Raw genomic sequence first — 20,244 nt, forward strand, 5'->3', positions numbered from 1 at the left:
CGGAATGCAGCTTCCGAACCGGCGGCCGAAGCAGGCTAGCCGATCTTCACGACGCCGGCCGCGGCCAGCTCGTCGATCTGCTCCTGCGTGTAGCCCAGCTTCGTCATGACGTCGACGGTGTCGCCGCCCTGGTTCGGCATCGGGCGCCAGATCTGGCCCGGGTTGTTCTTGAACTTCGGGAACACGCCGAGGCCGTGGAACGTCTCGCCGTCGACCGTCTCCCAGTCGACCCAGGTGTTGCGGAGCTTCAGGTGCTCCTCCTCGACGAGGTCCTCCATGTCGTTGACCACCTGAGCGGCGATGCGGTGCGCGGCGAAGTCGGCTTCGATGTCGTACTTGGAGTTCGCCAGGCAGTAGTCCTCGAACGCCTTCTGGATCTCGTCGGCGTGCGGGTTGGACAGCCACAGTCCCGAGGTGTCCTCGGGGATGTCCTCGGTGCCCCACAGATGGCCGAGGCCGATCGTCTCGAGGAAGTACTTGTTCTGGTCGACGCCGTACAGGCACACGCCCAGGAAGCCGTCCTTGCACTTGAACTCGCCGATGCCGCAGAGGTTCTGGTTGCGGGCGCCGGGACGGGGCCACTTGATGCCCTCGTTGAGGTAGTCGACGAGGTAGTACTGGCCGATGGCCAGCAGCGTCTCGTACATGGCCAGATCGATGCTCTCGCCCTTGCCGGACTTCTCTGCCTTGTAGAGGGCCGCGAGCGCCGAGGAGGCGATCATGAGCGTGTTGAAGTAGTCGCCGGCGTAGGGTCCGGGGAGCATGGGCTGCTCCTCCGTGCCGTTCTGCATGATGATGCCGGAGTAGGCCATGACCGTCAGGTCGTACGCGGCGCGCTTGACCATCTTGGGGTCGCCCTCCTGGCCGAAGCCGGAGACGTGCACGATGACCATCTTGGGGTTGAGCTCCCACAGCACGTCGTCGGTGATGCCCTTGCGAGCCCACGTGCCGCCCTTGGAGGCCTCCATGAAGATGTCAGCGTCCTTCACGAGGTCGAAGAAGACCTTCTTGCCCTCTTCGGAGAAGTAGTTCAGGGCGACGGAGCGCTGGTTGCGGCGCTCGGCCTGCTTCACGTACGGGGTGTCGCGGATGGTGTCGCCCGCGCCCGTGTTCTCGAGCCAGACGACGTCGGCACCCCAGTCGGCCATGAGGTCGGCGGCCTTCGGGCACGCCAGCTCCACCGCTGCGTAGACGACCTTGACGCCGTCGAGGGGGCCGTACGAGGGCTTTTCGGTAGGAATTGCCATGTTGTTTCTCCTTGCTCGCATGAGTTTCATGAAGCGGGGGCGCAGGCCGCGCCCCCGCGGAGGTACGGGGGCTCGTGCTTACTGCTTGTACTTGATGGAGGCGCCCTTGGACGTGGCGAGGATCATCATCTCGTCGGTGCCGCCCGAGACGCGGTCGACGCGCAGGTCGCGCCAGATGCGGTTGATGCGATGCTCGCTGGCCACGGCGATGCCGCCCATGATCTGCATGGCGTCGTCGACGACCTCGAAGGAGGCGTTGGCGCAGTAGTACTTGCACATGGCGGCCGCGGCCGGGTCGAAGTTGCCGTCGTTGTTGTCGGCGTTCCAGGCGGCTTCGTACAGCATGTTCTTCATGTTCGTCAGCTTGATGCACATGTCGGTGATCTTGATCTGGTTGAGCTGGAAGCGGCTGATCGGCTTGCCGAAGGCGATGCGGGTGTTCGCGTGCGCCATGGCGTCCTCGAACGCGCTGATGGCGGTGCCGTAGTCGCAGGCGCCCACGAGCCAGCGCTCGAAGTTGAAGTCGGACACGCCGCGCATGAAGCCGTTGCCCTCCTTGCCGAAGATGTCCTTCTCCTCAAGCTCCACGTTGTCCATGTAGACCTCGCAGCAGCTGTCCATGCGCAGGCCCAGCTTGGTCAGCGGGGACAGCTTGACGCCCGGCTTGGACATGTCGAGGAAGAACTCGGTGAACACGCTGGGGTCCTCGGCGCTCTTCGCCATGATGACGAGGTACTTCACGCCCAGCGAGGAGGTGATGAAGGTCTTGGTGCCGTTGAGGTAGATCTTGCCGTTCTCGCGCTTGTACGTGGTGGCCAGTGCGCCCACGTCGGAGCCGGCGCCCGGCTCGGTGCAGGCGGAGTTCCAGATCTGCTCGCCGGAGCCCAGCGTGGACATGACGGCCTCGATCTGCTCCTCGGTGCCCTCGCGGATGATGGTCTCGAAGCCCGGGAGCTGGTAGAGCACGTAGGTGGGGGCGCCGAAGCGGCCGAGCACCTCGTAGACGGCCATGAGCGTCACGCAGGGCTGCTCGAGGCCGAGGCCGCCGTGGCTCTCGGGGAGCATGATCTGGTCGAAGCCCAGCTCGCAGAGGCCCTTCACCCAGCGCAGCGGGTACTCGTGCTTCTCGTCGCACTCGTGGAAGTAGGTCTCCCAGTTCTCGCTCTCCATGTACTCGCGGTAGCTATCGACGATCAGCTCCTGCTCGTCCGTCAACTTGAAATCCATGACGATCCTCCTTTTGGTGTTTGTGCAACGGGGGCTTTCCCCCGCTGTAGCCTTGATTGGTCTTCCGGCCGCGTGCCGGGCCTACAGCCCCAGCTGCTCGCGGTAGAAGGTCGCGCCGTGCTCGAGGGCGTCGTTGGCCGCATCGAGCATCTTGGTGTAGTGCAGAAACGCGTGGATGACGCCTTCGAACACCTCGTAGCGGACGGGGGTGCCGTACTGCTCGCAGATGGCCGCCAGCGTGGCGCTGTCGTCGCGCAGCGGGTCGAACTCCGCCGCCGCGATGTAGCAGGCCGGCAGGTCGCGCTCCAGGTCGTTCAGGAACAGGTTCGCGTACGGGTTGGTTTCCAGCTCGGCGGGGTCGTTCGCGTACATCTGCATGTAGAACTGCCAGTCGGCCTCGGTGAGACCGTCCCACGGGCCGCCCAGAAGGCGCATCGAGGACGAGTCGGTCAGGCCGAACCAACCGTAGAACAGCAGGCAGCACTTCACGAACCCGCTGCCGCCCAACTCCTCGCGCAGGTACAGCGTGGCCGCGAGGCCCAGGTGCGCGCCGCCGGAGTCGCCGGCGAAGGACAGGCGCTCGCCGTCGATGCCGTGCCGGGCGCCCTGCTCGTGCAGGTACGCGGCCACGGCGGCCACTTCCTCCACCGCGCTCGGGAACTTCGCCTCGGGCGACAGCCGGTAGTCCACGGCCACCACCGCGACGCCGGCGTTCTGCGCCAGGATGCGGCAGACGCGATCGTGCGTGTCGAGGTTGCCCAGCACGAACCCGCCGCCGTGCACGTACACGATGGCCGGCGTGGCGGGCTCGCCCGCCGCACGGCCCGCGGCGGCCGCGGCGGTGGGATAGTAGTAGCGAACCGGGATGGGGCCGTGGGGGCCGTCGACTTCGGCGTCGAGCTGCTCGGCCATGACCGGGCCGCCTTCGGTCCAGTACGCGCGGCCCGCCACGTAGTTCTCGCGCATCAGCTCGAAACCCACGCTCGTGTCGTTCGCGTCGCCCGCCAGCTCGTCCTCTTTGGCGAGGACCGCCTTCATCTGCGGGTTGATCTTGGACAGGACGTCGAGCTTGTTCATGATGCTTCCTTCCCGGTTCGCGTTCGTTGGTGAGAGGTTCGAGATGAGGGGACGCGGCTTGCAGCGGCACGTCCCCGCATTCGTTCGAGTGGAGCCTTACGCCTTGGCGGCCTCTTCTTCGACCTCGGCGACGGCATCCGTGGCACCGAAGTGCTTCTTGATGCTGCGGAGCAGCATGACGAGGGCCACGCAGCCGATGACGCCGAACATGATCTCGAAGCCGAAGATGCTCGAGAAGGCGGCCGTGCCCTGGGCGTCGATCATGCCGCCGTACCAGGTGTGGATGAACACGTCAGGCAGGAAGCCGATGACGGACAGCAGGCCGGAGGCGGTGCCGAAGATGGCCATGGGGATCTTGACCTCGGACAGCGGCGAGGAGCCGATGGAGAAGGCGCCGTAGGTGGTGAAGCCGAACACGACCACGAGGATGGAGGCCACCATCGCGCCGGAGGGATCCTGCGGGAAGAGGATGAAGCCGACGAGCACCGCGATGGACAGGATGAAGCCGCCCAGGATGGTCTTCGAGGGGCTCTTGATCTTCGTGGCGATGAAGCCGACGATCGGGCCGGCGATGAGGCCGATGCCGTAGGTGCGGATGAGGCCGACGATGTTCACGAGGTTGCCGTCGGCGTTGAAGCACTGCGTGAGGTACGGGGTGGTGTAGGTAGCGCCCTGGTACACGGCGTAGCAGGCGAAGTACGCGACGCAGGCCCAGATGACGCCGGGGTGCTTGATGGCCTGGACGGCCTCCTTGATGCTGAACAGCTTGGCGTCCTTGTTGATCTCGCCCTTGAAGTCGGGGATGAGGAAGAAGGAGACCACGCCGAGGATGGCGATGACGACGCCCAGGAAGATGAGCATGGCCTGCACGCCCGCCGAGCCGGAGATGGCGGCGATGATGCCGGCGTTGATGAGGCCGATGACGAGGCCGGTGACGCCGTAGATGGAGTAGCTGATGCCGATCTTGGAGGCGTACTCGTTCTCCTCGCAGCACAGGCGGATGACCTTGAAGCGCGTGCCCCACCACACGAGGATGGAGGTGACGCCCATGAGGACGAACAGGATCAGGCAGATCTGCACGGAAGGCAGCATCGCGTACACGAACACGAGCACGGCGGTGGCGAGGAAGCCGAAGCCGGCCAGCGAGCGCATGCGGAACTTGTCAGCCACGATGCCGGAGGGCAGGTAGCAGATCATGGCGGCGATGCCGTAGGCCGACACCATGAGGCCGAGGTCGGCGTTCGTGGCGCCGAGCGCCTGCATCAGCGGATCGTAGAACACGTTCTTCAGATACATCGGCGCGTAGATGATCGACGACCCCATCGAGATGAGTACGACGAGGGCCCACTTGTGGAGCGTGGTGAGCTCCTTGTAGGTGACCTCGCCCTTGCTCTTGGCAAGCAGTGACATCTTGTCTTCCTTTCTCCTTGTCTTCGCCCGGTCTCTCAGTCGGTCGCCGGCACGTTCATGGCGGCGACCGGCGGTGAACCGAGCCGTTGGGAGCATTCTGTTCTCAGACTGTGGTTTTGCCATCGCAAAATCGCCACTAATTACCCTAATACTTACTTTCTTGCGAGGCGTTACCGTAGAATTAGTGATAGATTTTCGCCGTGATGAGTACGGCATGGGCGCTGCGGGTTACCATGCGTTAGAGCAGTTCAACGACATCATCATCCATCGCTAACGGGAGATAGGAAGGGTGGTCTGCTTCATGACACTCCAAGCGGAAGCATCGTCAGAGCTCAAGACGGGGAAAGCGGGGGCGCTCACGGAATTCGCGGACCGCCCCGCGCTGAAGTACGTCGGTTTCGCGCTGCTCCTGGCGTGGCATTACGCGCTGTGGTTCGTCCCGCACATGTTCACGCAGACCGCGCTGCTCGACGAGCGCGTGACCACCTCCTGGCTCGTGAACCTGGGCGCCACCGTCGTGTTCCTGCTCCTGATCGCCTTCCTGCTGGGGCGCAAGCGCCACCTCTCGTCGTTCCGCTGGCTGTTCGTCGCCGCGCCCGGGCTCACGTGCGTCGCGACGCTGGCGCTGTGCCTGCTGCCGCAGGCGTTCACCGTGCCGGGCCTCGCCTACGCGCTGGCCTTCTTCCTCGGGGCCACCGAATCCGTCATGTGGATACTCTGGGGCGAGCGCTACGCCTGCGTGAAGGCGAACTTCTCGCTGCGCCACATCGGCACCACGTTCGGCTTGGCGCTGCTCGTCACCATCGCGCTGGCCTGGGTGCTGCCCACCTACGTGACGACGGTGTTCGTCTCGCTGCTGCCCATCGCCTCCGGCGCGCTGCTGGTGGCCGCCCGCCGCGACGGGGCGCACTGCTTCCCCGTGCTGCTGCCGAAGAGCACCGCGCAGGGCGGCCTCAAGAACATGGTGGTGGTGAGCGCCATCACGTTCCTGGCCAGCACGGCGTGCTACTTCCTCGTGGCCATCATCCCCTGGGAGGTGCTGCCCACCGAAGACCTCAGCTTCACGCTGGGCATCCTCGGCGGCGCCGTCATCATGCTGGGCATCGCGGGCATCAGCATGCTCTCGAAGGACAAGGCCAGCATATTCAAGATGTTCCCCTGGCTCATCGTGCTGCTGATCGCCGCGTTCGCGCTGTTCCTGGCCGATGAAGTCGCCTTCTTCCCCGCCTTCATCATGGCGACCGGCATCTCGTCGCTGCTGGAGATCCTCCTCATCATGTACTTCGGCATCCTCACGTCGAAGGGCTACGTGACGCCGGCCGTGGCGTTCGCCTTCTCCGGCGCGTTCGTGCGCGCGGGCATCGCCGTGGGCAACACCTGGGCCGTGGGCTACGAGCACGCGCCCGACCTGGCTCTGGCCATCACGCCCGAGACGTGCCTGGCCTTCATGTGCCTGCTGGCCGTGCTGCTGGTCCCGCTCGTGCGCCAGGAGTTCAACATCGTGGCGCTGACGGCGGCCCCGCCCACGAAGGCCGAGATCGACGAGATCTGCTCCGAGGTGGCCAAGGAGTTCAGCCTGTCGGGGCGCGAGGCCGAGATCCTCGTGCTCATCGCGCGCGGCTACACCACGAACAACATGGCCGAGAAGCTGGTGATCTCGCCGTACACGGTGAACACCCACGTGCGGCACATCTACGAGAAGATGCAGATCCACAAGCGCAGCGAGCTGCTGAACTACCTCAACATGCAGCGCAGCGATTTCTAGAGGCGTCCGCGGCGCTCCCCGCCGCGGCCAACCGCTGGCCTCTAGCCGCGATCGCGACGACTCGCGATGCGGCACGCCGCCAGCACGGCCGCGAGGCCGAGCAGGAGCGCCGCCCCGACCGCAAAGGGCGCCAGCAGCTCGGGCTTGAGGCCCTGCTCGCCGTCGCCCGCCGTGGGCACGCCCGTGACGAGCAGGCGGTGGGAATTGATGCCGTAGGGCGTGCAGGTGAGCAGCGTGAGCTTGTCCTCCCCCGCCGTCGGCTGCAGCAGCGCCGTGTCGTCGGGCTCCACCACGTCCACGGACGCCACCTCGTAGGAGAACGTGCGGTCGAGCACCTTGACGCGGAAGACGTCCCCCACCTTCACGAACGACAGGTTCGTGAACAGCAGCTTGTCCGGAAGCCCCGTGTGCCCCGTGAGCACCGGGTGGATGGAGTCGCCGTCGATGGGCAGCGCCGTCGTGGCGATATGGCCCGCGCCCTTCTGCAGCACCTCGTCGCCCGTGCCGTGGTACAGCGGCAGCTCGAGGCCGATGGAGGGCACCTCCACGTAGCCCATCATGCCGGTGCCGTCGGGGTCGAGCACCTCGAAGTAGCGGTCGAGCGGGGCGGTGACCTCCTCCACGGCGAAGGGGTCGCGCACCTCCGAGGCCGCGAGCTCCTCGTTGTAGGCGTAGGCCTGCGCCCACAGCTGCGTCAGCTCCTCGGGGCTGCGGCGGGCCACGGCATCGTCGTAGGACGACACGGCGCTGTACGCGCCCAGCTGGTAGGCGATGTTCGTCACGATCGGGTACAGGATGCAGCCGATGCCGAGGACGAGCACGGCCCCGAAGAACCAGCGCGCGAGGCGGCGGCGGGCGCTCACGAGCGCTCCCCTGCCGCGCGCCTGCGCCGCCGCCTGCGCGCCGCGCGCACGGCGAGGGCGACGGCCAGCGCCGCGGCGGCGGCCAAGGCGCCGACGAGCGGCCAGGGCACGGGCGTCGCGGCCGCGAGCGCCGCATCGTCGGGCAGGTCGCAGGGCGCGCCGCGCACGAGCAGGCGGTGCGAGTTCACGCCGTAGGGCGTGCAGGTGAGCAGCGTCACGTAGTCGTGCTCGCCGTCGACCCGGATGGACGACACGTCGTCGGGCTCCACCACGCTCACGTCGTCCACCGCGTAGGCGCGGCGCTCCCCCAGCACCTCGATGACGAACACGTCGCCCTCCTTCAGCCGTTCGAGGTCGGTGAACAGGCGCGCCGTGGGCAGGCCCGTGTGGCCCGTGAGGACGGCGTGCGTGCCCGCGCCGCCCACGGGCAGCGACGTCTGCGGGATGTGGCCCGCGCCGTGCGCGAGCACGTCGTCGGACGTGCCGTGGTAGATGGGCAGCGTGAGGCCGATGGACGGGATGCTCACCGTGCCCATGAGGCCGGTGCCGTCCACGTCGAGCACGTCGTCGTAGTTGTCGGGAACCGCGTAGCCGCTGTTCGCCACGAACGGGTCGTGCACGGGATCGCCGCGCAGGCTGTCGTTGTAGGCGCGCGCCTCGGCGAGCATCTGCCGGCGCACGTCGTCGGGCAGCGTCTGCACCGCCTCCTCGTAGTGGCTCACCGCGTCGTTGAACGAGCGCTCGTTGAGGTACGTGCCCACCACCGGGTACAGCACGAGGGCGATGCCCGCCAAAAGGCACGCCAGCATGAGGGCGCGGCGCACGCCCTCGCGCGCCCTCATGAGGAGGCGCGCCTCGCGCGATGCAGCGCGATCGCGATCGCGATGAGCACGAGGCCCAGCAGCGCGCCCGCGTACGGCGCGATCGCCGGCGCGCCGGCGAAGGGCAGGTCGTAGCGCGCCACGTTCACGAGGTACACGCCGCGCTCGACGGCGCCGCCCACGGTGATGGAGGTGGAGAACGCGGTGGGCAGCAGGCCGCCGTCGCCCTTGCGGGCCAGCAGCGTGCTCACGTCGATGCCGTAGCCGCCCGCGCCGGACAGCTCGATGGCCTGGAACGCCCATTGCCCCGTGGGCTTCTGGTAGCCGTCGGGCGCGCTCACCTCCACGAGCATGTACCAGGACGCCGGCGCCAGCTGCGTGAGCTTGACCTGGCCGAGCGTGTCGGCGCTCGAGGACGATTCGAACACGTAGGGCACGTTCGACGCGTCGCCCGGCGCGCCCACGGTGCCGTCGGCCGCGATGACGGGCGCCCACTGGGCCGAGGCCGTGGTGGCCAGGTCGATGGAGCCGCCGTTGATGGTGAGCGGGCCGAGGGCGACCGAGCCCACGTAGCGGTACAGGTTGAACTGCGCGCCGCCCAGCTTCACCGTGGCGCCGGTGCGCTGGTCGGCCCCCACCTTCGTGAACGTCACGTCCGCGTGCAGGCCGCGCCACACCACGGCGCTGCCCGTGCCCGCCACGGCCGCGAGGCCCGCGTTCGCGTTGTTGAAGAACAGCTGGAGGCCCACGACGGGCGTCGAGCCCGTGCGCGAGGCGAACTGCGCGCCGGCCGCGAGCAGCGTCGGGTCGGCCGACGTGATGCCGACGGCCGCCGTGGGGGCCAGGCCCGACGTGTCCACCGCGATGGCGTAGGAGGTGCCCGAGCGGGCCGCTTCCAGGTCGGACGCCTTCGGCGCGTCGGTCGACGAGCCCTTGACGGGACGCCCCACGTTGCCGGAGACGAGCGCGGCGCCGCTGAGCGTGACGAGCGGGGACGTGCCCGCGTAGGCGCCGAGCGCCACGCCGCCGACGTAGGCGCCCGCATAGGCTCCCCCGTCGTCGTTCTCGGCCGAAGCCGCGTTGTTCACGACGGAGCCGCCCGTCATGACGAGCCGCGCCGCAGGATCGACGTACACGCCGCCGCCCGTGCGCTTCGCCGTGTTGGCGCGCACCTCCGCGAGGCCCGACAGCGTCACCGTCGCCTGCGGGCCCGCGTACACGCCGCCGCCGAAGCGCCCGGACGCGTTCGAGGCGATCGAGCCGCCGCTCTGCGCGAAGGTCGCCGCCTCCACCGTCACGCCGCCGCCGTCGGCGGCCGTGCAGCCGGCGATGCTCGCGCCGACGGTCATGCGCAGGGTTGCTCCGCCGGCGGCGAGCACCGCGCCGCCCGGGCCGGAGGCGTTGTAGGCGTTGCGCAGCGCGGCGCCGGCCCCCACCGTCAGGGACGAGGAGGCGCCCGACACCTCGAACAGCGCGTGGTCGGCCGCGATGCCCGTGCCGTCCTGGGCCTGGCGCACCGTGCAGCCGCCGTCCACGACGAGGTTCGTCACGCTCAGGCCCCCGGCCACCGAGAACCACGAGGAGACGGAGCCCGACGCCGTGCGCGTGAGCGTGGCCGCGAGCGACCCGGTGGATGGGACGGAGCCCAGCCACCCGCTCGCGCCCGGGACGGTCTGCACGAGCGGCGCCGTGGTCAGCGCGACGCCGCTGGCGCCCGCCGCCAGCGCCACGCCGCCGTCGGCGGGCTTGCTGGAGGCCGCGAAGTCGACGATGGGCGCGTCGCGCAGCATCTCGATGCGGTCGTTCGACTGCGCCGCGCGGAACGCGTCGTTGAGCGTCGTGTACGATTGGAAGAACGCGTCGGGCACGCCGTCGCCGTTCGTGTCGCGGATGATCTGGCACACGCGCGGCGGCGTCTGCCACACGGCGTACAGCACCATATGCCCGTTCTTCAGCGGGTCGAGCGACGCATCGTAGGACAGCGTCGCCCCGGGCTGGTACTGCGCCGTCGTCGCCGTGGGCGACGAGGCCCACCCCTTGAACGTGTAGCCGCTCACCGCCATGGTGCCCTGGTCGAGCAGCGTGGCCGCGCCGCCCGTGCGGGGGTACGCGTTCGCCATGCCGCCCACGCCGTCGAAGGGCGCCGTTCCCGCGAGCGTGGTGCCCGCAGGCGCGTTGGCGCGGTAGTCCACCACGAAGCCGCTCGCCCACACGAGCTGCGTGCCGCTGGCCGCCGCGACGAGCGTGGGGTCCACGTCGTTCGCGAAGGGGCCCAGGTTCGCCGAGGCTTGGAACACGGAGCCGAACGTGGCGCCGCTCACGTTGAGCGTCGCCAGCCCGTCGGACACGAGGACGCCCACCTTCGACCCGTTCACGAACGCGCCGCTCACGGAGATGCGCGCGGAAGGGTAGAACGCGTTCGTCCACACGTTGGACGCGATGCTCGCCACGCCCTGCGTGTTCGCGCGCACGATGCTCGGCGCGACGATCTTGCCGGTGAGGATGCTCGTCTTGTAATAGGTGGGGTTCGTGAAGCCGCCGTTGCCGGACGCGGGGTAGTTGAACACGAGGCCGCGCGGGGCGCTCGCCGTTCCACCCGCGAACCCGTACAGGGCCACGCCGCCGCCCCCGAGCCCCGCGTGGTTGCCCGTCACCGTGCCGCCGTACCAGAACAGGTCGTTGTACATGTCCTGCATGATGCCGCCGCCGTACATATCCGCCGTGCAGTTCGTGACGGAGCAGTTGTACATCGTGGTGGACCCGCTGTACAGGTACATGCCGCCGCCGAACGCGCCGGCCGTGCAGCCGTCGATGCGCACGCTCTCGATGCTCGACCCGGCGCCGATGCTCAAGCCGCCCGCGATCTTGCCCGAGGTGCAGTTCGAGATGGACGGGCCGCCGCTCAGGTCGGCCGAGCCGTCGAGGCAGAACACCGACGTGCCGTAGTTCGACACGGCGCCGCCCTCGCTGTACGTGGAGCACCCCGCGATGCGCGAGCCGTCGGCCAGCACGACGAGGCCGTTGAACGCGCCGCAGATGGCGCCGCCGCCCACGCCGTAGCGCTCGAAATCGCCGTAGGAGCCCAGCGTGATGGCGCGCAGCGTGCCCACGTCCGTGGTCGAGCAGTTCTGGATGGTGCCGGACAGCGTGACGGTGTCGTACACCTTGTCCACCACCTGGGCGGCCGAGGTCAGCGGCGCGTTGCCCGCGCCCACCCACAGGTTGTCGCCCTCGCCGTAGCCGTCCGCCTCGCTCCAGTAGAACACGCCGCCTCCCGCGATGGCCGAGCAGTTCGAGATGGTGCCGCTGATGGAGGTGCGGCAGTCCACGGCCGCGGCCGTCGTGCACCCGTAGTCGTAGAGGTACGCGCCGCCGCCTCCGGCGTAGAAGTTGGCCGCGGTGATGTTCACGCTGCTCACCACGTTGCACGCGTCGATGGTGCCGGCGATGTCCACCTTGCAGTTGTTGGCGAACAGCCCGCCGCCGCCCTGGCGCGTGCCCGTCGGGTCGAACAGCAGGCCGAGCGTGCTTCGGTACGTGAGGTCCGACGAGCGCACGGCGGCGCCCGCCTGGATGCTGACCACGGCGTCGGCGGCATGGATGGCGCCGCCGCCCGACAGCGAGGCGTTCGCGGTGAGCTGCGTGTCGCAGTCGACGATGGACGAGCCGCTCTGCATGGTGAACGAGGCGCGGTTCGACGAGGAGGGCGTCGTGCCCGTGCCGGGCGTGCGGTTCGCGAGGACGCTGACGGCCGCGCCGCCCGCATGGGCGCCCGAGGTGACGAGGCGACAGCCCTGGATGGTGCTGCCCGCCTGCATGGTGAGGGCCGCGCCGTTGGCGTTCACGCGGAACGCGCCCGCCGTGCCCGAGCTGTACCAGTTGCGCACGGTCGTGCCTGACGAAAGCGTGACCTGGGAGTTCGTGCCCGTCGCCTCGACCACCCGATGGTCGACCGACGTGGATGCGCCGTCGAACACGATGTTCGAGAACGTGATGGACCCGGTGTTCACGGTGAACAGCGTGGCGGCGGTCGAGCCGGTGACCACGGCGGGCGCGCTCTGCGCCGGATCGGTGGTCACGACGACGTTCTTGGCGCCCACCGCAGCCGTCGTGGCGGCGGCGAGATTGCCGATGACGGCCACCGTGGTCGCGGCCGACGCGGAGGCCTTCTGCACCGCGGCCTGCAAGGTGGCGAACGGCTTCGCGTGCGTGCCGTCGCCCGTCAGGTCGCTGCCCGACGCGGACACGTACAAGGTGTCGCCGGTTGCGCGCGGCTCGGCCTGCGAGGCGGCGGCCGCGTCGGCGGCGTCGTCGGCGGGCTCGTCCGCATCCGGCGCGACCGCAGGTTCGTCGGCGGCATCGTCGGCGGACGCGGAGGGCGCGGAGGGCTGCGCTCCGTCGGCGGGCTCGTCCGTCGGCGGGAGCTCGTCGGAGGGCCGCCCGTCGGCGGAGGCGTCCGTCTCGGGCGCGGGCGCAGGATCGGGCCGATCGGCATCGGGGGCGGACGCGGCGGGCGCCTCCGCGCGGCCGTCGGCGGCGCCGACGGACGCGGAGCCGGCGCCGATGGAGGGGAACAGCGTGAGCGCCAGCAGGGCGCACAGCAGCACGCGCCATGCCGCGCGCAGCGGGCGGGCCGGACGTCGCCGGTCGTCGAGCTTCTTCATGGGGCCGTTCCTCCTATCGATCGTCCGTACGTTCGCCGCGCCGCCGCAGGCGGCGCACCATCCCCGCGCCCGCGAGCGCGACGGCGGCGAGGGCGGCGGCGAGCAGCCAGCCCGCATCGCCCGTCTTCGCCAGCGCGCCGCCCACGGCGCTCCCCGCCCGATCGAGGGGCGTTTCGAGGCGGTTCGCCACCGCCACGCGCACCTCGGCCGCCGCCGGGTCGGCGGGGATGTCGACGGCCGCGGGCTCGGCAAGGCGCACGCAGGCCCGCTGCCGGCCCTCGGCGTCCTCGTAGGAGGGCGCCTGCGTCTCCACGAGCCAGCAGGTGCCCGCGCCGAGGCCGCCGAGGGACGCCGCGCCGTCCACGTCGGTGACGAGCTGCACGTCCTGCAGCGCACCGTCCACCGTCCGGGCGATGAAGCGTCCGGCCAGCGCGTCGGCGCGCGAGCGCGCCACCTTGAACGTCGCGCCGGAGAGCTTCTCCCCCGTTTCCTCGAGGTGCTTGTCGATGCGCACGCCTCCCGTGCTGATGCGCGGGTGCGCCGGGTTCGCGGGGTCGGGCACGCCTCCGGGGATGACCTCGGCCCCGGTCGGCGCGCCCGAGGCGGCCGTGAACGACACCGCGGCGTTGTTGTAGATGGCGCCCGGCTCGTCGTAGGCGGCCTCGTTCACCCGCGTGGTCACCGCGATGACGAGGTTGGCCGCGCCGGCGTCGGCGATGCGCCGCAGCGCCTCGTCGGTGAAGGTCCACGATACCGTGCGCCCCTGCTCGTCGTACGCCTCCTCGTAGTCCACGCCGGGCACGAGCGCCGTCGCGCTCGGCTGGCCCGTCGCGTCGACGAGCGACACCTGCGCGCCGGGCACGTCGTCGAGCCGGGCGTCCAGGATATCGCGCACCTGCAAGCCGCGCCCGTAGCGCACCGAGCCGTCGGCCGCGACGAGCTTGAGCTCGGCGGGGACGGGCACCGTAATGCGCCAGCGCGCCTCGTCGCCCACGCCGTACACGGCGTCAGGGTCGTCCGCCGCCTTGGCGATGGACGCCGCCACGTACGATTTCGGGTAGACGTGCACGTCCCAGCGCGCGTCGCCGCCAACCGCGCCCTGCATGGGCACGGCCACGAGCAGCTTCTTCTGCGCGGGCTGCACGCCGGCGACGTCGCCCTGCACGAGCAGGTACACGCCGCGCGGCAGATCGCGGAACGCGAGCACGCCCTGCGCGTCGGTCGTGCCCGTGCGCGGGTCGAACGACGCCAGCGGCGGCGAGTCGACGTCCACCGCAGGCTCGAAGCCGTTCGCCGCCTCGGGGTCGGTCGAGAGCTGGTACAGCGTGAGGGGCACGTCGGCCAACGGCAGGGCGTCCTTCGGCAGCACGGGGTCCTCGTCGCCGTTTCCCGGGTTCGTGCCGCCCAGCTGCGAGCGGTACTCGTGCACGACGATGGAGCCGGTGCGCGCCGCGTCGGCGCCGGCGTCGGCGAACGCCGGGCCGCCCGCGCCCGCGAGCGCCGCGGCGCAGAGGGCGAGCGCGGCGGCGAGCGCCGTCGCGGCGGCTGCGGCGCGCAGGTTCGCGCGCATCGCGCGTTCGCTCGTTCGTTTCACCCGATCACACCTCGCTCTTCCCTGCTCGCCGTGCGGCGGGGCCTCCGCTCGAGGCCCCGCCGCATCCGTTGCCTTTACGATTGGTCGTGCTGGTCGCGCCTGCGCGAGCGCACGAAGTACGTCACCGCGGCGCCGATGAGCACGGCGCCCACGATGCCGAAGATCAGCGCGCCCGTGCCGCCCGTGTTCGGCAGCGCGAAGTTGCCGCCGCCCTCCTGGCCGTCGCGCGTGTTGACGAGGGACAGCGGGCCGCCCACCACCGTGGTGGTCACCTTGGCGTCGGCCGTGGCCTTCACGATCTGCAGCGTCACCTTCTGGGGGGCCTGCAGGATGCGGTAGCCGTTCGGCGCCTTCGTCTCGCACATCCACAGCTCCACGTTCTGCACGGTGCCCAGGTTGGCGCGCGCGGCCGTCACGGCCTGCTCGATGGCCGTGTAGGCCGTGCCGCCCGAGGTGAGGTTGTCGAAGCTCAGGCCCGAGAACACGGCCTTGCCGTCGGCGAGGTTCGTCGTGGCCTGCAGATCGGCGGTGGCGGTGGCGTTCTTGAGGAACGTGCCCGCGACCGCGTTGTCGTAGGACGTGGCCAGCTTGAACGTGGCCGTGTCGGAGAGGATGGCGTTGCCCTCGGCGTCGACCTTGAGGAACTGGAAGCCGATGAGCGGGATGGCGACGGTCGTGCTCGCCTTGGTGTCGATGGTCGTGGTGCCGAGCGCGTCGATGACGGTGACCGCCGCGGTGTTCTGGATGATCGGCAGCCCGTTGGCGTCGACGCCCGCGTTGAAGGCGTTGTCGTTCACCGTGGCGTTCACGCGGATGAGAATCTTGCCGATCTGCTTCGCCGGCGTGGCGGTGTTCGCCACGTTGATGACGTTGATGGCCTGGGCGATGGCCGGCGTGATGGTCCAGGTGGCCTGCCCGTTCGTGGCCGAGGTGTCGGAGAAGCCGATGTCGCCGGGGGTCAGCACGTTCTCGGTGCCGTCCTGGGCGAGCGCCACCACCGAGTAGTCGTTCTTGATGGTGATGGTGGGCTGGCCTGCGGCGTTCTTGGGAAGCGTGTCCACGATGGTGCCCTTGAGGCAGTTCGCGGGATCGGTGAAGATCTTGGAGGCCTCGGGGATCATGAACGCGATCTGGTAGCTCAGCGTGTCGCCGGGCTTCACGAGGTCGGGCTCGTCGATGACGGTCTTCTCGACCTCTTCCTTGCTCACGTTCTTGGGATACACGTGCACGTCCTTGAGGTACGTGGTGGACCCGCCGCTCGCCTGCTGCGCGTAGGGCAGCGTGATGATGGAGGGCACGCTCGTCTCGACGTTCGCGCCGCCCGCGTTCGTCTCGACGAGCAGGTAGTAGCCGAACGACAGGCTGCCGAACACGGCCGTGCCATCGGCGCCGGTGGTCTTGACGACCGGCGTGGAGCTCGCGGACTTGTACAGCGTGAGGAACGCCGCCACGCCGTCGGCCGACGGGGCTGCGCTTGCGGCCGCCGTGCCGGCGACCGAGCCCTCTACCTTGGCGGAGTCGAGCTTGTACAGCGTGAAGTCCACGCCCGACATCGGCTCGGCGCCGGTGGGCACGTTGCCCGCGTCGGCCGTCGACCCGGTGCCGGGCTCGGACGAAGCCGCGGGGGTCTTGTACTTGTGCACCGTGATCGATGCGGTGCCGTCGTCGGTCAGGCCGCCGTTGTTCAGCGCGAACGCCGGCGTGGCGCCCAGCGCCATCGACGCGGCGAGCGCGAGGGCCACGGCTGCGGCCATCACCCTTCCCGACAGCCCAGATAACCTCTGTTCCATCTGTCTTCCTTTCATACCGGTGGGGACGGGTCGATCCCGTCTCGTATTCCGCTCCGCGCCGACGATTGCGCCGCGAGGCTCGCGATCCCGCGTTCCGTGCCGGAAGCGATTGCGCTGCAAGAGGGTATGAGCTCGCAGCCTGATAGGAGGACGGCTGGGCTCGTGACCGCAGCATAAGCCCTACCTGCCCGGTGAACGATGACGGGGCCCGTTCTGGCACCGTGGCGTGCCGATACCGCCACGAAGGCGTGGCCGACCGTTCACGCAGGCGTCAAGAAAAGAAAGACCCGCGCACGGCTCCGATCTTCCCAGCGGACCCGCAGCTGGCGTGCGAGGCGCGCGGCGGACGGGCGCATGCGAGGCGAGGATTCCGCCGGATCTGCTAAAAATATCGACTTATGAACGGTTTCAGAACCCGATTTCGCCGTGGCGCGTTTTGCACCACCTAAAATCCCAGGTGGACCGCGTGGAGCTCCTTTTATCCTCGCAAAAGATCGTTCACAAGTCGAAATTTTCAGCAGAATCGTTCGATTCGCCCGAATTTCGTCCTCGGGGAGGGATCCCTGAAGGGTCGAGCAGGGGGGCAAGCGCCACCTCACCGCCCGCATGTGAAAGCGCGGCGATCGCCAGCATGCGGCGGCGCGCAAAAAAGCGCCCCCGGGGGAACCCGGGGGCGCTCACGAACATGTTGGACGCGGACCCTACTTCGCCGGGTAGAAGCCGCTCGGCTCCTCGCCCAGGTTGATCATGATGTTCTTCGTCTGCGTGTAGTGCTCGAGCATCACCTTGTGCGTCTCGCGGCCGATGCCCGACTCCTTGTAGCCGCCGAACGGCGCGCCGGACGGGATCTGGTTGTAGGTGTTCACCCACATGCGGCCCGTCTGGATGCCTTCGGCCACGCGGAAGGCGCGGTTGATGTCGCGCGTCCACACGGCGCCGCCCAGGCCGTACACCGAGTCGTTCGCCATGTCGATGACTTCCTGCTCGTCCTTGAACTTGATGACGACGGCCACGGGCCCGAAGATCTCCTCCTGCGCCACGCGGCACGAGTTGTTCGGCACCTCGAGCAGCGTCGGCTTCATGAACGCGCCCTTCGCGAGGTCGCCCTCGGTGTTGCGCTCGCCGCCGCAGAGGACCTTGCCGCCCTCCTGCTTCGCGATCTCCACGTACTCGAGGATCTTGTTGAGCTGGTTCTCGTCGATCTGGCTGCCCATCTGGGTGTCGTCCTCCCAGGGCATGCCCACCTTCACCTTGCTGAAGGCCTCGCAGGCGTCCTTCACGAACTTGTCGTAGATGTCCTCCTGCACGAAGATGCGGCTGCCGGCGCAGCACACCTGGCCCTGGTTGAACAGGATGCCCAGCTGGATGCCGTCCATGACCATGTCCCACTTGGCGTCGTCGAAGACGATGTTCGCCGACTTGCCGCCCAGCTCCAGCGTGGCCGGGATGAGGCGCTCGGCCGCCGCGCGGGCCACGTCGCGGCCCACTTCGGTGGAGCCGGTGAACGCGAGCTTGCTGATCTTCGGGTTGTCGAGGATGTACTGGCCCGACTTCGAGCCGCGGCCCGTGACGACGTTGAACACGCCGGCCGGGATGATGTCCTGCGTCAGCTTCGCCAGCTCGAGCACCGTGAGCGACGTGGTGGACGAGGGCTTGAACACCGTGCAGTCGCCGGCGGCCAGCACGGGGGCCAGCTTCCAGGCGGCCATGAGGAACGGGAAGTTCCACGGCACGATCTGGCCGACGACGCCGATGGGCTCGTGCAGCACGATGGACAGCAGGTTGCCGGGCAGCTTGTCGGCCTCGCCCGTGTCGGCCAGCAGCACGCCGGCGAAGTAGCGGAAATGGTCCACGGACAGCGCCACGTCGATGGCGCGCGTCTCGCGAATGGGCTTGCCGTTGTCGAGCGACTCGAGGAGCGCGAACTTCTCGGCGTTCTCCTCGATGAGGTCGGCCACCTTGTTCAAGATGATGGCGCGTTCGGCCTTCGTCGTCTTGCCCCAGGTTTTGAACGCCTCCCACGCGGCGTCGACCGCGCGGTCGACATCTTCCTTCGTGGCGTCGGCGATGGTTGAAAGCTGCTCACCGTTGGCGGGGCAGTACACGTCGAGCGTACCGCCGTCCGACGCGTCGACCCACTGGCCGTCGATGTAGAGCTGGTAGGATTTCTGAGCAGGGTTGTTCATGGGCGCTTCCTTTCGCACGAGAGTCGCTGCCCGGCCTTCAAGGCCGTTGCGGCCACGATACACCCCCGCGTCCCGCGCCCCCGCCCCCGTTGCCGAACGTTTACACGAGCGGTACCGTTTTCTCGATTGATGCCACACAGGTAACAATAAAGGAACGTTTATGTGCAGCATCTGCGCAAACGCCCCCTCCCGTCCCCGCAATGGCGAAGGGCCCCGGCGGTTGCCGGGGCCCTTCGCTTGATAAGGGAAAACGGTGCAGGTGGTTTCGGAAGAGCTTACAGGGCGGTGCCGGCGATCCAGTCGGCGTACTCCACGTGGCCGTCGTGCTTGTCCACGCCGCGCGCGATGGTGATGCGCTGGACGGTGGGAGCGCCTTCCTCAAGCCACATGGCGCGGCAGTCGCGGTACAGGCGCTCGGTCGGGCCGTACGGCGAATCCTCGAAGTAGCCGTCGCCGCCGAAGATCTCGAGCATCTCGTCGGACACCATCTTCACGGTGTCGATGGAGAACAGCTTGCACATGGCGGCCTTCTCGTCGACGAACTCGTTGTGCGGGTCCACGTCGTACTCGTCGGCGAAGTCCATGATCATGCAGCGCAGCGCGTGGATGTTCGTGGCCATGTTCGCCAGCTTCATCTTGATGGCCTGGCGCTGGATGATCGGCTTGCCGAAGGTCACGCGGTCGCGGGCACGGGCGATGGACATCTCGAGCATGCGCTGGGACATGCCCAGGTTGGAGTCGGCGATGTGCACGCGGGAGATGGCGAGCGAGTGCATGGCCACTTCCATGCCCTGGCCCTCCTCGCCCAGCAGGTACTTCGGGTCGAGCACGACGTTGGTCATCTTGAAACCCGCATGGCCCGCGCCGCGGCAGCCCATCATGTGCGGCATGGGAACGAGCTCGAAGCCCGGCGTGTCCATGGGCACGAAGAAGGCGGACAGGCGCTCGTCGCCCTTCTTGTCAGGGTCGGTCACCGCGATGACGTAGGCGTACTGCGAGCAGTCGGTGTGGGAGATGAGCCACTTCTCGCCGTTGAGCACGTAGTTGCCGTTCTCGTCCTTGAGCGCGGTGGTGTGCAGGTCGGCGCCGGTGCCGCCCGTCTGCTCGGTCAGCGCGAAGTTCGTGAAGATGGTCTTGTCCTGGAACTTGTCCATGAACTCGGCCTTGAGCTCCGGCTTGCCGTAGTCGTCGAGGATGCGCCAGTTCAGGTCGGCCGCGTAGTGCAGGTGCATGCGCATGCCGCCCGGGCCGCGGGAGAACTCCTCCTGCACCTGCAGGATCTCCTTCTCGGACAGGCCCCATCCGCCGTACTCCTCGGGCAGCGCGTAGCGGTACAGGTTGTTCTCGATGGCCAGGTCGTAGAATTCCTGCGGGAACTTGTTGGTGACCTCGACCTCCTTCTGCATCTCCTCGAACGGGCCTTCGGCGAGCGCGCGCACGGTCTTGAGGTACTCGCGGAACTCCTCGGGGGTTAGCTTGCTCATACATCCTCCTTCAACGTAGTGCCAGACGGCGGGTTTCGGGTTGCTTCGTCTCCGGTATCGGTGAGTGGCAACCGCGTTGATCACAGTTTGCACCCTAAACGATTATTTTGTCCAAT

Annotated in this window: 12 protein-coding genes; 1 reads left to right on the forward strand and 11 read right to left on the reverse strand. The window is 68.5% G+C overall.

Annotated elements, in window-relative coordinates:
- Positions 1 to 35: 35 nt before the first annotated feature.
- The 4 genes from caiB to H8S61_RS03520 all read right to left on the reverse strand — a co-directional run bounded on the left by caiB (position 36) and on the right by H8S61_RS03520 (position 4,961).
- A complete protein-coding gene (caiB, locus tag H8S61_RS03505; protein WP_154332189.1) occupies positions 36 to 1,247 on the reverse strand; it encodes an L-carnitine CoA-transferase in 1,212 nt (403 codons plus the stop codon).
- 78 nt (positions 1,248 to 1,325) lie between these two features.
- Positions 1,326 to 2,474: a crotonobetainyl-CoA dehydrogenase gene (gene caiA, locus H8S61_RS03510; protein WP_160942278.1), complete on the reverse strand. Its 1,149-nt coding sequence runs from the start codon at positions 2,472 to 2,474 to the stop codon at positions 1,326 to 1,328.
- 81 nt (positions 2,475 to 2,555) lie between these two features.
- Positions 2,556 to 3,551, reverse strand: coding sequence for an acetyl esterase (gene aes, locus H8S61_RS03515; protein ID WP_160942277.1), 996 nt, complete (start codon positions 3,549 to 3,551; stop codon positions 2,556 to 2,558).
- A gap of 96 nt (positions 3,552 to 3,647) precedes the next feature.
- Positions 3,648 to 4,961, reverse strand: a complete 1,314-nt coding sequence (locus H8S61_RS03520) for an MFS transporter (RefSeq protein ID WP_160942276.1) — start codon at positions 4,959 to 4,961, stop codon at positions 3,648 to 3,650.
- A 301-nt stretch (positions 4,962 to 5,262) separates the two neighbouring features.
- On the opposite strand from H8S61_RS03520, the gene H8S61_RS03525 reads away from it, so the two are divergent.
- Positions 5,263 to 6,726: a helix-turn-helix transcriptional regulator gene (locus H8S61_RS03525; protein ID WP_186937961.1), complete on the forward strand. Its 1,464-nt coding sequence runs from the start codon at positions 5,263 to 5,265 to the stop codon at positions 6,724 to 6,726.
- A gap of 41 nt (positions 6,727 to 6,767) precedes the next feature.
- Here the strand turns inward: H8S61_RS03525 and H8S61_RS03530 are convergent, their stop codons facing one another.
- The 7 genes from H8S61_RS03530 to H8S61_RS03560 all read right to left on the reverse strand — a co-directional run bounded on the left by H8S61_RS03530 (position 6,768) and on the right by H8S61_RS03560 (position 20,128).
- On the reverse strand, positions 6,768 to 7,589 hold the full coding sequence (locus H8S61_RS03530) for a class C sortase (protein ID WP_186937962.1): 822 nt from the start codon (positions 7,587 to 7,589) through the stop codon (positions 6,768 to 6,770).
- Positions 7,586 to 8,431: a class C sortase gene (locus H8S61_RS03535; RefSeq protein WP_222617545.1), complete on the reverse strand. Its 846-nt coding sequence runs from the start codon at positions 8,429 to 8,431 to the stop codon at positions 7,586 to 7,588. The genes H8S61_RS03530 and H8S61_RS03535 overlap by 4 nt, the downstream gene beginning before the upstream one ends.
- Positions 8,428 to 13,074: a SpaA isopeptide-forming pilin-related protein gene (locus H8S61_RS03540; protein WP_186937963.1), complete on the reverse strand. Its 4,647-nt coding sequence runs from the start codon at positions 13,072 to 13,074 to the stop codon at positions 8,428 to 8,430. The genes H8S61_RS03535 and H8S61_RS03540 overlap by 4 nt, the downstream gene beginning before the upstream one ends.
- 13 nt (positions 13,075 to 13,087) lie before the next feature.
- Positions 13,088 to 14,668 carry a SpaH/EbpB family LPXTG-anchored major pilin gene (locus H8S61_RS03545; protein WP_186937964.1) on the reverse strand — a complete coding sequence of 527 codons (1,581 nt, stop codon included), beginning with the start codon at positions 14,666 to 14,668 and terminating at the stop codon, positions 13,088 to 13,090.
- 74 nt (positions 14,669 to 14,742) lie between these two features.
- Positions 14,743 to 16,458 (reverse strand): SpaH/EbpB family LPXTG-anchored major pilin, encoded by a 1,716-nt coding sequence (locus H8S61_RS03550; protein WP_186937965.1) that lies wholly within the window; start codon positions 16,456 to 16,458, stop codon positions 14,743 to 14,745.
- 701 nt (positions 16,459 to 17,159) lie between these two features.
- Positions 17,160 to 18,644: an aldehyde dehydrogenase family protein gene (locus H8S61_RS03555; protein WP_160942269.1), complete on the reverse strand. Its 1,485-nt coding sequence runs from the start codon at positions 18,642 to 18,644 to the stop codon at positions 17,160 to 17,162.
- A 275-nt stretch (positions 18,645 to 18,919) separates the two neighbouring features.
- A complete protein-coding gene (locus H8S61_RS03560; protein WP_154332199.1) occupies positions 18,920 to 20,128 on the reverse strand; it encodes an acyl-CoA dehydrogenase family protein in 1,209 nt (402 codons plus the stop codon).
- Between the last annotated feature and the right edge of the window lie 116 nt (positions 20,129 to 20,244).

Origin of the sequence: Eggerthella hominis (genome assembly GCF_014287365.1) — a bacterium.
Taxonomy (GTDB): Bacteria; Actinomycetota; Coriobacteriia; order Coriobacteriales; family Eggerthellaceae; genus Eggerthella; species Eggerthella guodeyinii.